Source organism: Pseudomonas sp. YA1, assembly GCF_058680555.1.
Genome location: NZ_JBZWBG010000004.1, coordinates 197,559 through 210,940 on the forward strand (window position 1 = coordinate 197,559; position 13,382 = coordinate 210,940).

Here is a 13,382-nt window from a genome sequence, read left to right on the forward strand (position 1 = left end):
AAGCCAACCACAGGGGAAGCGCTGACGTGTTTCGCGGAGCTAATGCCATAAGTCTCGACGCCAAAGGGCGCCTCGCGATGCCGAGTCGGTATCGTGACGAGCTCGTTTCGCGTTGTGCCGGCCAGCTCATCGTCACTATCGACGCGGTCGACCCCTGCCTCACCGTTTACCCCTTGCCCGAATGGGAACTGATCGAAGCCAAGCTGCGCGAGCTGCCTTCTTTGCGAGAAGAAACGCGGCGCCTGCAGCGGCTGCTGATCGGTAATGCCGTCGATCTGGAACTGGACGGAAACGGGCGTTTCCTGATTCCGCCGCGCCTGCGCGAGTACGCCAAGCTGGACAAGCGGGCGATGCTGGTGGGGCAACTGAACAAGTTTCAGTTGTGGGATGAGGATGCCTGGAACGCCATGGCTGAAGCCGACCTGGCGGCAATCAAACAACCCGGTGGGCTGCCGGACGAACTACGCGATCTGATCCTTTGACTATGAATGCCACCTACCGCCATATCACCGTTCTGCTCGAGGAGGCCGTTTCCGCACTGGCCCCGCGGGAGGACGGCTGCTATCTGGACGGTACCTTCGGAAGAGGGGGGCATAGTCGAGCCTTGCTCGAGAAACTGGGCACCGGGGGACGCCTGCTCGGATTCGACAAAGATCCCCAGGCCATCCAGACAGGAAAAGCATTGGCGGCCGAAGACGGCCGCTTCGTCATTGTGCAGCGCTCGTTCGCCGAACTGGGCGATGAGGTGCGCGCACGCGGTCTCGAAGGTCGGGTCGATGGCGTCCTGCTCGACCTTGGCGTGTCGTCGCCGCAACTCGACGATCCCGAGCGCGGCTTCAGCTTCCTCAACGACGGTCCGCTGGACATGCGCATGAATCCCGGCCAGGGCATCAGCGCAGCGGAGTTCATCGCCAATGCCGCCGAAGAGGAAATCGCCCGGGTCTTCAAGGAATATGGCGAAGAGCGCTTCGCCAAGCGGATGGCCCGCGCCATCGTGCAGCGCCGCCAGGAGCGCCCGTTCGAACGGACCGCTGATCTCGCCGAAGTGATCACGGTTGCCAACCCCGCCTGGGAGAAGGGCAAGAATCCGGCGACCCGCGCATTCCAGGGCCTGCGCATCCATGTGAACAATGAATTGGGCGATCTCGAGCGCGGCCTTGACGCCGCGCTCGAATCGCTGGCCGTCGGCGGCCGCCTGGTGGTGATCAGTTTCCATTCCCTGGAAGACCGCATCGTCAAGCTGTTCATGCGCAAGCACGCCAAGGGCGAGGCGGACAACCTGCCGCGCGACCTGCCGATCCGTTCCAAGGTCTTCGAGCCGCGCCTGAAGCTGCTGGGCAAGCCGCAGTACGCTTCGGAAGAAGAACTCAAGGCCAACCCGCGCTCGCGCAGCGCGGTCATGCGCGTGGCGGAGAAGCTGAGATGAGCCGTCTCTTCGTCAAGCGCCTGCCTACCGGCAGCTTCCTCATGTTGCTGCTTTATATAGGTCTGTTGCTCTCGGCGATTGCCGTGGCCTACAGCACCTACTGGAACCGGCAACTGCTCAACTCGCTGTATTCCGAGCTGAGCGTGCGCGACAAGGCGCAGGCCGAGTGGGGCCGGTTGATTCTCGAGCAGAGCACCTGGACCGCTCATAGCCGCATCGAAAGCCTGGCGGTGGAACAGTTGCGCATGCGCGTTCCCGACCCGGCCGAGGTCAGGATGGTGGCGCCATGAAACTGAATTATTTCCAGGGCGCCCTCTACCCATGGCGGTTCTGCGTGATCGTCGGCCTGCTGCTGGCGATGGTCGGCGCCATCGTCTGGCGAATCGTCGACCTGCACGTGATCGACCATGACTTCCTCAAGGGCCAGGGCGATGCGCGTAGCGTGCGGCATATCGCCATCCCTGCGCACCGGGGCCTGATCACGGACCGCAACGGCGAGCCGCTGGCGGTGAGCACCCCGGTCACCACCCTGTGGGCCAACCCCAAGGAGCTGATGACCGCCAAGGAACGCTGGCCGCAACTGGCGGCGGCGCTCGGGCAGGATACCAAGCTGTTCGCCGACCGCATCGAGCAGAACGCCGAGCGCGAGTTCATCTATCTGGTCCGTGGGCTGACCCCGGAGCAGGGCGAAGGCGTGATCGCCCTGAAGGTGCCCGGCGTGTACTCCATCGAGGAGTTTCGGCGTTTCTACCCGGCTGGCGAAGTGGTGGCCCATGCGGTCGGCTTCACCGATGTCGACGACCGTGGTCGCGAAGGTATCGAGCTGGCTTTCGACGAATGGCTGGCCGGCGTGCCGGGCAAGCGCCAGGTGCTCAAGGATCGCCGTGGCCGCGTGATCAAGGACGTGCAGGTCACCAAGAATGCCAAGCCGGGCAAGACTCTGGCGCTGTCCATCGACCTGCGCCTGCAGTACCTGGCTCATCGCGAACTGCGCAACGCTCTGCTGGAGAACGGCGCCAAGGCCGGCAGCCTGGTGATCATGGACGTGAAGACCGGGGAGATCCTGGCCATGACCAACCAGCCGACCTACAACCCGAACAATCGTCGTAACCTGCAGCCGGCGGCCATGCGCAACCGGGCGATGATCGACGTGTTCGAGCCGGGCTCGACGGTCAAGCCGTTCTCGATGAGCGCGGCGCTGGCCAGCGGGCGCTGGAAACCCAGCGATATCGTCGACGTCTACCCGGGCACCCTGCAGATCGGCCGCTACACCATTCGCGACGTATCGCGCAATTCGCGGCAACTTGATCTCACCGGCATCCTGATCAAGTCGAGCAACGTCGGCATCAGCAAGATCGCCTTCGACATCGGCGCCGAATCCATCTACTCGGTCATGCAACAGGTCGGCCTTGGGCAGGACACGGGGTTGGGCTTCCCCGGCGAGCGCGTCGGCAACCTGCCCAACCACCGCAAGTGGCCGAAGGCGGAAACCGCGACCCTGGCCTACGGCTACGGTCTCTCGGTAACCGCGATCCAGTTGGCGCATGCCTATGCGGCCCTGGCCAACGACGGCAAGAGCGTGCCGCTGAGCATGACCCGAGTCGACCGCGTGCCGGATGGCGTGCAGGTGATTTCGCCGGAAGTGGCTTCCACCGTGCAGGGCATGCTGCAACAAGTGGTCGAGGCCCAGGGCGGGGTGTTCCGCGCCCAGGTGCCGGGTTACCACGCCGCCGGCAAGAGCGGGACCGCGCGCAAGGTCTCGGTCGGCACCAAGGGCTACCGGGAAAACGCCTATCGCTCGCTGTTCGCCGGTTTCGCCCCGGCCACCGATCCGCGCATCGCGATGGTCGTGGTGATCGACGAGCCGAGCAAGGCGGGCTACTTCGGCGGCCTGGTGTCGGCGCCGGTGTTCAGCAAGGTCATGGCTGGCGCGCTGCGCCTGATGAACGTGCCGCCGGATAACCTGCCGACGGCCACCGAACAGCAGCAGGTCAATGCTGCGCCCGCAAAAGGAGGGCGTGGCTGATGCCTATGAGCCTGAACCAACTGTTTCCCCAGGCCGAGCGCGATCTGCTGATCCGCGAGCTGACCCTGGATAGCCGCGGCGTTCGTCCGGGCGACCTGTTCCTGGCGGTGCCGGGCGGGCGCCAGGATGGTCGCGCGCACATCGCCGATGCCCTGGCCAAGGGCGCGGCTGCCGTCGCTTACGAGGCGGAAGGCGCCGGAGAGCTGCCGCCCAGCGATGCGCCGCTGATCGCGGTGAAGGGGCTGGCCGCACAACTGTCGGCGGTCGCCGGGCGTTTCTACGGCGAGCCGAGCCGCGGGCTGGACCTGATCGGCGTCACCGGTACCAACGGCAAGACCAGCGTCAGCCAACTGGTGGCCCAGGCCCTGGATCTGCTCGGCGAGCGCTGCGGCATCGTCGGCACCCTCGGCACCGGTTTCTACGGCGCCCTGGAGAGCGGCCGGCACACCACGCCGGACCCGCTCGCGGTGCAGGCCACGCTGGCCACGCTGAAGCAGGCCGGCGCCCGCGCGGTAGCGATGGAAGTGTCTTCCCACGGCCTCGACCAGGGCCGCGTGGCGGCGCTCGGTTTCGATATCGCGGTGTTCACCAATCTGTCCCGCGACCACCTCGACTATCACGGTTCGATGGAAGCCTATGCCGCCGCCAAGGCCAAGCTGTTCGCCTGGCCGGGCCTGCGCTGCCGGGTGATCAACCTGGACGACGATTTCGGCCGCCGACTGGCCGGCGAGGAACAGGACTCGGAGCTGATCACCTACAGCCTCACCGACAGCTCGGCGTTCCTCTATTGCCGCGAAGCGCGCTTCGGCGACGCCGGCATCGAGGCGGCACTGGTCACTCCGCACGGCGAGGGCCTGCTGCGCAGCCCGTTGCTCGGCCGCTTCAACCTGAGCAACCTGCTGGCGGCGGTCGGTGCGTTGCTTGGCCTGGGTTATCCCCTGGGCGATATCCTCCGTACCTTGCCGCAACTGCAGGGGCCGGTCGGCCGCATGCAGCGCCTGGGAGGCGGCGACAAGCCGCTGGTGGTGGTGGACTACGCGCATACTCCCGACGCCCTGGAAAAAGTCCTGGAGGCCCTGCGTCCGCACGCGGCCGCGCGCCTGCTGTGCCTGTTCGGCTGCGGCGGCGATCGCGATGCCGGCAAGCGTCCGCTGATGGCTGCGATCGCCGAACGCCTGGCGGATGGGGTGCTGGTCACCGACGACAACCCGCGCACCGAGGCCAGTGCGGCGATCATCGCCGATATCCGCAAAGGCTTCGCTGCCGCTGACAAGGTTACCTTCCTGCCGTCGCGCGGTGAGGCGATCGCCCATCTGATCGCTTCCGCTGCGGTGGATGACGTGGTGCTCCTGGCTGGCAAGGGTCACGAGGATTATCAGGAGATCGACGGCGTACGCCATCCGTTCTCCGACATCGAGCAGGCCGAGCGCGCCCTGGCCGCCTGGGAGGTGCCGCATGCTTGAGCCTCTTCGCCTCAGCCAGTTGACGGTCGCGCTGGACGCCCGCCTGATCGGCAACGACGCCGTCTTTTCGGCGGTTTCCACCGACAGTCGCACCATCGGGCCCGGCCAACTGTTCATTGCCCTGAGTGGGCCGCGTTTCGACGGCCACGACTATCTCGCCGAGGTTGCCGCCAAGGGCGCGGTGGCTGCGCTGGTGGAGCGCGAAGTCGCCGACGCGCCCCTGCCGCAATTGCTGGTGCGCGATACCCGTGCGGCCCTGGGACGACTGGGCGCGCTGAACCGGCGCAAGTTCACCGGCCCGCTGGCGGCCATGACGGGCTCCAGTGGCAAGACCACGGTCAAGGAGATGCTCGCCAGCATCCTGCGTACCCAGGCCGGCGATGCCGAGTCGGTGCTGGCTACCCGTGGCAATCTGAACAACGACCTCGGCGTACCGCTGACCCTGCTGCAACTGGCGCCGCAGCACCGTAGCGCAGTGATCGAGCTGGGCGCCTCGCGCATCGGCGAGATCGCCTACACGGTCGAGCTGACCCGCCCCCACGTGGCGATCATCACCAATGCCGGCACCGCCCATGTCGGCGAGTTCGGCGGACCGGAGAAGATCGTCGAGGCGAAGGGCGAGATACTCGAAGGGCTGGCCGCCGACGGCACCGCCGTGCTGAACCTGGACGACAAGGCCTTCGACACCTGGAAGGCCCGCGCCAGCGGCCGTCCGTTGCTGACTTTCTCCCTCGACCGGCCCCAGGCCGATTTCCGCGCCGCCGATCTGCAGCGCGATGCGCGCGGCTGCATGGGGTTCAGGTTGCAGGGCGTAGCGGGTGAAGCGCAGGTCCAGCTCAACCTGCTGGGGCGGCACAATGTCGCCAATGCCCTGGCTGCCGCCGCTGCCGCCCATGCGCTGGGCGTGCCGCTGGGTGGGATCGTCGCCGGGCTGCAGGCGCTGCAACCGGTCAAGGGCCGCGCGGTAGTGCAACTGACCGCCAGCGGGCTGCGTGTGATAGACGACAGCTACAACGCCAACCCCGCGTCAATGCTGGCGGCGATTGATATACTGAGCGGCTTTTCCGGGCGCACCGTCCTGGTCCTCGGAGACATGGGCGAACTCGGTTCCTGGGCCGAGCAGGCCCACCGCGAGGTGGGCGCCTACGCCGCTGGCAAGGTGTCCGCGCTCTATGCGGTCGGACCGCTGATGGCCCACGCCGTACAGGCGTTCGGCGCCACGGGCCGGCACTTCGCCGACCAGGCCAGCCTGATCGGGGCGCTGGCCACCGAACAACCGACAACCACCATTTTGATCAAGGGTTCCCGCAGTGCGGCGATGGACAAAGTCGTCGCGGCGCTGTGCGGTTCCTCCGAGGAGAGTCACTAATGCTCCTGCTGCTGGCCGAATACCTGCAACAGTTCTACAAGGGCTTCGGCGTCTTCCAGTACCTGACCCTGCGCGGCATTCTCAGCGTGCTCACCGCGCTGTCGCTGTCGCTGTGGCTGGGGCCCTGGATGATCCGTACCTTGCAGATCCGCCAGATCGGCCAGGCCGTGCGCAACGACGGTCCGCAGTCGCACCTGTCGAAGAAGGGCACCCCGACCATGGGCGGCGCCCTGATCCTTACCGCCATCGCCATCAGCACGCTGCTGTGGGCGGATCTTTCCAACCGCTACGTGTGGGTGGTGCTGGTCGTTACCCTGCTGTTCGGTGCCATCGGCTGGGTGGACGACTACCGCAAGGTGATCGAGAAGAACTCCCGCGGCCTGCCGAGCCGCTGGAAGTACTTCTGGCAGTCGGTGTTCGGCATCGGCGCCGCCGTGTTCCTCTATATGACTGCCGAAACCCCGATCGAGACCACCCTGATCGTGCCGATGCTGAAGAGCGTCGAGATCCAGTTGGGCATCTTCTTCGTGGTCCTGACCTACTTCGTCATCGTCGGTTCGAGCAATGCGGTGAACCTCACCGACGGTCTCGACGGCCTGGCGATCATGCCGACGGTAATGGTTGCCGGCGCGCTGGGCATCTTCTGCTACCTGTCGGGCAACGTGAAGTTCGCCGAGTACCTGCTGATTCCCAACGTACCGGGCGCCGGCGAGCTGATCGTGTTCTGCGCCGCGCTGGTCGGCGCCGGCCTCGGCTTCCTCTGGTTCAACACCTATCCGGCGCAGGTCTTTATGGGCGACGTCGGCGCTCTGGCGCTGGGCGCCGCGCTGGGCACCATCGCGGTGATCGTGCGCCAGGAGATCGTGCTGTTCATCATGGGTGGGGTGTTCGTCATGGAAACCCTCTCGGTGATGATCCAGGTCGCTTCCTTCAAGCTGACCGGACGCCGCGTCTTCCGCATGGCGCCGATCCATCACCATTTCGAACTGAAAGGCTGGCCGGAGCCGCGCGTGATCGTGCGCTTCTGGATCATCACCGTGATCCTGGTGCTGATCGGCCTCGCCACCCTGAAGCTGCGTTGAGGACGAAGAGAGCATGAGCCTGATCGCCTCCGACCACTTCCGCATCGTTGTCGGCCTCGGCAAGAGCGGCATGTCTCTGGTGCGCTACCTGGCGCGCCGCGGCTTGCCTTTCGCCGTGGTCGATACCCGAGAGAACCCGCCGGAGCTGGCCACCCTGCGTGCCCAGTATCCGCAGGTGGAAGTGCGTTGCGGCGAACTCGACGCCGAGTTCCTCTGCTCCGCCCGCGAACTCTACGTCAGCCCCGGCTTGTCGCTGCGCACCCCTGCGCTGGTACAGGCCGCCGCGAAAGGCGTGCGCATCTCCGGCGACATCGATCTCTTCGCCCGCGAGGCGAAGGCACCGATCGTCGCCATCACCGGTTCCAACGCGAAGAGCACCGTGACCACCCTGGTGGGCGAAATGGCGGTGGCCGCGGACAAGCGTGTCGCCGTCGGCGGCAACCTCGGCACCCCGGCGCTCGACCTGCTGGCCGATGACATCGAGCTGTACGTGCTGGAGCTGTCGAGCTTCCAGCTGGAAACCTGCGATCGCCTCAACGCCGAGGTGGCGACCGTGCTGAACGTCAGCGAAGACCATATGGATCGCTACGACGGCATGGCTGACTACCACCTGGCCAAGCACCGGATCTTCCGCGGTGCCCGCCAGGTCGTGGTGAATCGCGCCGATGCCCTGACCCGACCGCTGATCGCCGATAGCGTACCGTGCTGGTCGTTCGGCCTGAACAAGCCGGACTTCAAGGCTTTCGGCCTGATCGAGGACGACGGCCAGAAGTGGCTGGCGTTCCAGTTCGACAAGCTGCTGCCGGTTGGCGAACTGAAGATCCGTGGCGCCCACAACTATTCCAACGCGCTCGCCGCGCTGGCGCTGGGCCATGCGGTCGGCCTGCCGTTCGACGCCATGCTCGGCGCGCTGAAGGCGTTTTCCGGCCTGGCTCATCGCTGCCAGTGGGTACGCGAGCGGCAGGGCGTGAGCTACTACGACGATTCCAAGGCCACCAACGTCGGCGCCGCCCTGGCGGCGATCGAGGGGCTGGGTGCCGACATCGACGGCAAGCTGGTGCTGCTCGCCGGCGGAGATGGCAAGGGCGCCGATTTCCATGACCTGCGCGAGCCGGTCGCGCGCTTCTGCCGGGCGGTGGTACTGCTCGGCCGCGACGCCGGGCTGATTGCCCAGGCGCTGGGCAACGCGGTACCGCTGGTGCGCGTCGCAACGCTGGACGAGGCAGTCCGGCAGGCCGCCGAGCTGGCCCGCGAAGGCGATGCGGTGCTGTTGTCGCCGGCCTGCGCGAGCCTGGACATGTTCAAGAACTTCGAAGAACGCGGACGCCTGTTCGCCAAAGCCGTAGAGGAGCTAGCGTGATGCTGTCGGTGTTGCGCCCCTTCCCGTCGCCGCTGTTGAGCCGGCACGGCATCGACTTGGACTTCCCGCTGCTGGCGGGTTGCCTGGCGCTGCTCGGTCTCGGCCTGGTGATGGTGACTTCCGCCTCCTCCGAGGTGGCGGCGGCGCAGTCGGGCAACCCGCTGTACTTCTCCGTCCGTCACCTGATCTACCTGGTGATCGGCCTGATTTCCTGCGGCCTGACCATGATGGTCCCGATGGCCACCTGGCAGCGTTGGGGCTGGAAGCTGTTGCTGGTCGCCTTCGGCCTGCTGGTGCTGGTGATCACCCCCGGCATCGGCCGCGAGGTGAACGGCTCGATGCGCTGGATCGGCTTCGGCCTGTTCAACATCCAGCCTTCGGAGATCGCCAAGGTCTGCGTGGTGATCTTCATGGCCGGCTACCTGATCCGCCGCCAGCAGGAGGTCCGGGAAAGCTGGATGGGCTTCTTCAAGCCCTTCGTGGTATTGCTGCCGATGGCCGGCCTGCTGCTGCGCGAGCCGGACTTCGGCGCCACCGTGGTAATGATGGGCGCTGCCGCGGCCATGCTGTTCCTCGGCGGGGTGGGGCTGTTCCGCTTCGGCCTGATGGTGCTGCTGGCGGTCGGCGCGGTGGTCCTGCTGATCCAGACCCAGCCCTACCGGATGGCGCGCCTGACCAACTTCACCGACCCCTGGGCCGACCAGTTTGGCGCCGGCTATCAGTTGAGCCAGGCGCTGATCGCCTTCGGCCGCGGCGGCTGGTTGGGCATGGGGCTGGGCAACAGCATCCAGAAGCAGTTCTACCTGCCGGAGGCGCACACCGACTTCGTCTTCGCCGTGCTTGCAGAGGAACTGGGCATCGTCGGCGCCCTGGCGACCGTCGCCCTGTTCGTGTTCGTCAGCCTGCGCGCGCTGTACATCGGCATCTGGGCCGAGCAGGCCAAGCAGTTCTTCTCCGCCTACGTGGCCTACGGCCTGGCCTTCCTCTGGATCGGCCAGTTCCTGATCAACATCGGGGTGAACGTCGGCCTGCTGCCGACCAAGGGCCTGACCCTGCCGTTCCTCAGCTACGGCGGCAGTTCGCTGGTGATCTGCTGTGCCTGTCTGGGGATGTTGCTGCGCATCGAATGGGAACGGCGAACCCACCTGGGTAGCGAGGAATATGAGTTCAACGAAGAGGACTTTGCCGATGAAAGGTAATGTCCTGATCATGGCGGGTGGCACCGGCGGACACGTGTTCCCGGCGCTCGCCTGTGCGCGGGAGTTCCAGGCGCGCGGCTATGCCGTGCACTGGCTGGGGACGCCGCGCGGCATCGAGAATGACCTGGTACCCAAGGCCGGCCTGCCGTTACACCTGATCCAGGTCAGCGGGCTGCGCGGCAAGGGCCTGAAGTCGCTGGTCAAGGCGCCGCTGGAACTGCTCAAGTCGCTGTTCCAGGCGCTGCGGGTGATCCGCCAGCTGAGGCCGGTCTGCGTGCTCGGCCTGGGCGGCTATGTCACCGGCCCGGGCGGCTTGGCCGCGCGCCTCAACGGCGTGCCGCTGGTGATCCACGAGCAGAACGCCGTGGCCGGCACCGCCAACCGCAGCCTGGCGCCGATCGCCAGGCGCGTCTGCGAGGCATTCCCGGATACCTTCCCGGCCAGCGACAAGCGTCTGACCACCGGCAATCCGGTGCGCGGCGAGCTGTTCCTCGACGCGCACGCCCGCGCGCCGCTGACCGGCCGTCGGGTCAATCTGCTGGTGCTCGGCGGCAGCCTTGGCGCGGAACCGCTGAACAAGCTGTTGCCAGAGGCCCTGGCGCAGGTGCCGCTGGAAATCCGTCCGGCAATCCGCCATCAGGCCGGTCGTCAGCATGCCGAGATTACCGCCGAGCGTTATCGCACAGTGGCGGTCGAAGCGGACGTCGCGCCCTTCATCAGCGACATGGCCGCGGCCTACGCCTGGGCCGACCTGGTGATCTGCCGCGCCGGCGCGCTGACCGTCAGCGAGCTGACGGCGGCGGGATTACCCGCCTTCCTGGTGCCGTTGCCTCACGCGATCGACGATCACCAGACCCGCAATGCCGAATTCCTGGTACGCAGCGGCGCCGGCCGCCTGCTGCCGCAAAAGTCTACCGGCGCGGCCGAACTGGCCGCGCAGCTGTCCGAGGTCCTGATGCATCCCGAAACCCTGCGCTCCATGGCAGACCAGGCACGCAGCCTGGCGAAACCCGAGGCTACCCGGACGGTGGTCGATGCCTGCCTGGAGGTGGCCCGTGGTTAAAGAACCGAATGGCGTCACCCGGACCATGCGCCGTATCCGCCGCATCCATTTCGTCGGCATCGGCGGCGCCGGCATGTGCGGGATCGCCGAAGTGCTGCTGAACCTCGGCTACGAGGTATCCGGCTCGGACCTCAAGGCCTCGGCGGTGACCGAGCGCCTGGAGAAGTTCGGCGCGCAGATCTTCATCGGCCACCAGGCGGAAAACGCCGACGGTGCCGACGTGCTGGTGGTGTCGAGTGCCATCAACCGGGCCAACCCGGAAGTGGCCTCGGCCCTGGAACGGCGGATTCCGGTGGTGCCGCGTGCGGAGATGCTCGCCGAGCTGATGCGCTACCGGCACGGCATCGCGGTAGCCGGCACCCACGGCAAGACCACCACTACCAGCCTGATCGCCTCGGTGTTCGCCGCCGGCGGCCTGGACCCGACCTTCGTCATCGGCGGCCGGCTGAACGCCGCCGGGACCAACGCCCAGCTCGGCGCCAGCCGCTACCTGGTGGCCGAGGCCGACGAGAGCGACGCCAGCTTCCTGCACCTGCAACCGATGGTCGCGGTGGTCACCAATATCGACGCCGACCACATGGCGACCTACGGCGGCGACTTCAACAAACTGAAGAAGACCTTCGTCGAGTTCCTCCACAACCTGCCGTTCTACGGACTGGCAGTGATGTGCGTGGATGACCCGGTGGTGCGCGAGATCCTCCCGCAGATCGCCCGCCCGACCGTGACCTACGGCCTCAGCGAAGACGCCGACGTGCGCGCGATCAACATCCGCCAGGAAGGCATGCGCACCTGGTTCACCGTGTTGCGCCCGGAGCGCGAGCCGCTGGACGTCTCGGTGAACATGCCCGGCCTGCACAACGTGCTGAATTCCCTGGCGACCATCGTCATCGCTACCGACGAGGGCATCTCCGACGAAGCCATCGTCCAGGGGCTGTCCGGCTTCCAGGGCGTAGGCCGGCGCTTCCAGGTCTACGGCGAGCTGCAGGTCGAGGGTGGCAGCGTGATGCTGGTGGACGACTACGGCCACCATCCGCGCGAAGTCGCCGCGGTGATCAAGGCGATCCGTGGCGGTTGGCCGGAGCGTCGCCTGGTGATGGTCTACCAGCCGCATCGCTATACCCGTACCCGCGACCTGTACGAAGACTTCGTGCAGGTGCTGGGCGAAGCCAACGTGCTGCTGTTGATGGAGGTCTATCCGGCCGGCGAAGAGCCGATCCCGGGAGCCGACAGCCGCCAGCTGTGCCACAGCATCCGCCAGCGCGGCCAGCTCGACCCGATCTACTTCGAGCGCGACGCCGACCTGGCGCCGCTGGTCAAGCCGCTGCTGCGCGCTGGCGACATCCTGCTTTGCCAGGGCGCTGGCGATGTCGGCGGCCTGGCCCCGCAACTGATCAAGAACCCGCTGTTCGCCGGTAAGGGAGGGAAGGGCGCATGAACCTTTGCCTCGATAGCCTGCTGAACGGCACCCAGGATCCCAAGGCGTTCGGCCGCGTCGCCGTGCTGTTCGGCGGCAAGAGCGCCGAGCGCGAGGTGTCGCTGAAGTCCGGCGCGATGGTCCTGCAATCCCTGCTGGCCGCCGGGGTCGATGCCTTCGGCATCGATGTCGGCGAAGACCTGCTGCAACGCCTGGTCGAGGAGAAGATCGACCGTGCCTTCATCATTCTCCACGGTCGTGGCGGCGAGGATGGCAGCATGCAGGGCCTGCTCGAGTGCGCGGGCATTCCCTACACCGGCAGCGGCGTGCTGGCCTCGGCGCTGGCGATGGACAAGCTGCGGACCAAGCGGGTCTGGCTCAGCCTCGGCCTGCCGACCCCGGACTATGCGGTGCTGGCCAGCGAGGATGACTGCCGCGAAGCGGCGCAGCGACTGGGTTTCCCGCTGATCGTCAAGCCGGCTCACGAAGGCTCGAGCATCGGCATGGCCAAGGTCGGCGGGCTCGACGAATTGATCGCGGCGTGGCGCGAAGCGGCCCGCTACGACTCGCAGGTGCTGGTCGAGCAGTGGATCAGCGGCCCGGAATTCACCGTGGCGACCTTGCGCGGGCAGGTGCTGCCGGCGATCCGCCTGGGCACGCCGCACACCTTCTACGACTACGACGCCAAGTACCTGGCCAGCGATACCCGCTACCAGGTGCCCTGCGGTCTCGACGAGGCCAAGGAAAGCGAGCTGAAGGAACTCACCGCGCGCGCCTGCGACGCCCTGGGCATCCAGGGCTGGGGGCGGGCGGACGTGATGCAGGACGCCGAAGGGCGTTTCTGGCTGCTTGAAGTCAACACCGCACCAGGCATGACCGACCACAGCCTGGTGCCTATGGCCGCGCGGGCCGCCGGCCTGGATTTCCAGCAACTGGTGCTGGCGATCCTGGCCGATAGCCGCGAGGCGAGGGGATAAGCC

General features: G+C 66.7%; 12 protein-coding genes. All 12 read left to right on the forward strand.

Annotation, left to right across the window (positions count from 1 at the left end):
- The first annotated feature begins 26 nt into the window (after positions 1-26).
- The 12 genes from mraZ to AC4OR5_RS07345 are packed head-to-tail and all read left to right on the forward strand — an operon-like array spanning position 27 to position 13,379.
- Positions 27-482, forward strand: coding sequence for a division/cell wall cluster transcriptional repressor MraZ (mraZ, locus tag AC4OR5_RS07290; protein ID WP_003103101.1), 456 nt, complete (start codon positions 27-29; stop codon positions 480-482).
- A gap of 2 nt (positions 483-484) precedes the next feature.
- Entirely contained in the window at positions 485-1,426 is a 942-nt protein-coding gene (gene rsmH, locus AC4OR5_RS07295; RefSeq protein ID WP_019485797.1) for a 16S rRNA (cytosine(1402)-N(4))-methyltransferase RsmH, read from the forward strand.
- The gene (gene ftsL, locus AC4OR5_RS07300) at positions 1,423-1,716 is read left to right on the forward strand and encodes a cell division protein FtsL (protein ID WP_003094142.1); all 294 of its coding nucleotides are present in this window, start codon (positions 1,423-1,425) and stop codon (positions 1,714-1,716) included. Before rsmH ends, ftsL begins: the two co-directional genes overlap by 4 nt.
- Positions 1,713-3,452, forward strand: coding sequence for a peptidoglycan D,D-transpeptidase FtsI (ftsI, locus tag AC4OR5_RS07305; RefSeq protein ID WP_003094139.1), 1,740 nt, complete (start codon positions 1,713-1,715; stop codon positions 3,450-3,452). The genes ftsL and ftsI overlap by 4 nt, the downstream gene beginning before the upstream one ends.
- Positions 3,452-4,915 carry a UDP-N-acetylmuramoyl-L-alanyl-D-glutamate--2,6-diaminopimelate ligase gene (locus tag AC4OR5_RS07310; RefSeq protein WP_003094133.1) on the forward strand — a complete coding sequence of 488 codons (1,464 nt, stop codon included), beginning with the start codon at positions 3,452-3,454 and terminating at the stop codon, positions 4,913-4,915. Before ftsI ends, AC4OR5_RS07310 begins: the two co-directional genes overlap by 1 nt.
- Positions 4,908-6,284 carry a UDP-N-acetylmuramoyl-tripeptide--D-alanyl-D-alanine ligase gene (locus tag AC4OR5_RS07315; protein ID WP_058161112.1) on the forward strand — a complete coding sequence of 459 codons (1,377 nt, stop codon included), beginning with the start codon at positions 4,908-4,910 and terminating at the stop codon, positions 6,282-6,284. Before AC4OR5_RS07310 ends, AC4OR5_RS07315 begins: the two co-directional genes overlap by 8 nt.
- Complete coding sequence (gene mraY, locus AC4OR5_RS07320) at positions 6,284-7,366, forward strand: phospho-N-acetylmuramoyl-pentapeptide-transferase (RefSeq protein WP_003094129.1); 1,083 nt, start codon at positions 6,284-6,286, stop codon at positions 7,364-7,366. The genes AC4OR5_RS07315 and mraY overlap by 1 nt, the downstream gene beginning before the upstream one ends.
- 13 nt (positions 7,367-7,379) lie before the next feature.
- Positions 7,380-8,726, forward strand: coding sequence for a UDP-N-acetylmuramoyl-L-alanine--D-glutamate ligase (murD, locus tag AC4OR5_RS07325; protein WP_058161114.1), 1,347 nt, complete (start codon positions 7,380-7,382; stop codon positions 8,724-8,726).
- Complete coding sequence (gene ftsW / locus AC4OR5_RS07330) at positions 8,726-9,925, forward strand: putative lipid II flippase FtsW (RefSeq protein WP_003094125.1); 1,200 nt, start codon at positions 8,726-8,728, stop codon at positions 9,923-9,925. Before murD ends, ftsW begins: the two co-directional genes overlap by 1 nt.
- Complete coding sequence (gene murG, locus AC4OR5_RS07335) at positions 9,915-10,988, forward strand: undecaprenyldiphospho-muramoylpentapeptide beta-N-acetylglucosaminyltransferase (protein ID WP_003103107.1); 1,074 nt, start codon at positions 9,915-9,917, stop codon at positions 10,986-10,988. The genes ftsW and murG overlap by 11 nt, the downstream gene beginning before the upstream one ends.
- Positions 10,981-12,423 carry a UDP-N-acetylmuramate--L-alanine ligase gene (gene murC, locus AC4OR5_RS07340; protein ID WP_003094121.1) on the forward strand — a complete coding sequence of 481 codons (1,443 nt, stop codon included), beginning with the start codon at positions 10,981-10,983 and terminating at the stop codon, positions 12,421-12,423. The genes murG and murC overlap by 8 nt, the downstream gene beginning before the upstream one ends.
- Positions 12,420-13,379 (forward strand): D-alanine--D-alanine ligase, encoded by a 960-nt coding sequence (locus AC4OR5_RS07345; RefSeq protein WP_023435760.1) that lies wholly within the window; start codon positions 12,420-12,422, stop codon positions 13,377-13,379. Before murC ends, AC4OR5_RS07345 begins: the two co-directional genes overlap by 4 nt.
- Positions 13,380-13,382 lie beyond the last annotated feature (3 nt).

What these genes read in the sequence shown, in the direction of transcription:
- AC4OR5_RS07345 (WP_023435760.1), top strand. Translation starts at nt 12,420, where the DNA reads ATGAACCTTTGCCTCGATAGCCTGCTGAACGGCACCCAGGATCCCAAG.
- mraY (WP_003094129.1), top strand. Translation starts at nt 6,284, where the DNA reads ATGCTCCTGCTGCTGGCCGAATACCTGCAACAGTTCTACAAGGGCTTC.
- ftsW (WP_003094125.1), top strand. Translation starts at nt 8,726, where the DNA reads ATGCTGTCGGTGTTGCGCCCCTTCCCGTCGCCGCTGTTGAGCCGGCAC.
- ftsL (WP_003094142.1), top strand. Translation starts at nt 1,423, where the DNA reads ATGAGCCGTCTCTTCGTCAAGCGCCTGCCTACCGGCAGCTTCCTCATG.
- murD (WP_058161114.1), top strand. Translation starts at nt 7,380, where the DNA reads ATGAGCCTGATCGCCTCCGACCACTTCCGCATCGTTGTCGGCCTCGGC.
- AC4OR5_RS07315 (WP_058161112.1), top strand. Translation starts at nt 4,908, where the DNA reads ATGCTTGAGCCTCTTCGCCTCAGCCAGTTGACGGTCGCGCTGGACGCC.
- AC4OR5_RS07310 (WP_003094133.1), top strand. Translation starts at nt 3,452, where the DNA reads ATGCCTATGAGCCTGAACCAACTGTTTCCCCAGGCCGAGCGCGATCTG.
- murG (WP_003103107.1), top strand. Translation starts at nt 9,915, where the DNA reads ATGAAAGGTAATGTCCTGATCATGGCGGGTGGCACCGGCGGACACGTG.
- ftsI (WP_003094139.1), top strand. Translation starts at nt 1,713, where the DNA reads ATGAAACTGAATTATTTCCAGGGCGCCCTCTACCCATGGCGGTTCTGC.
- rsmH (WP_019485797.1), top strand. Translation starts at nt 485, where the DNA reads ATGAATGCCACCTACCGCCATATCACCGTTCTGCTCGAGGAGGCCGTT.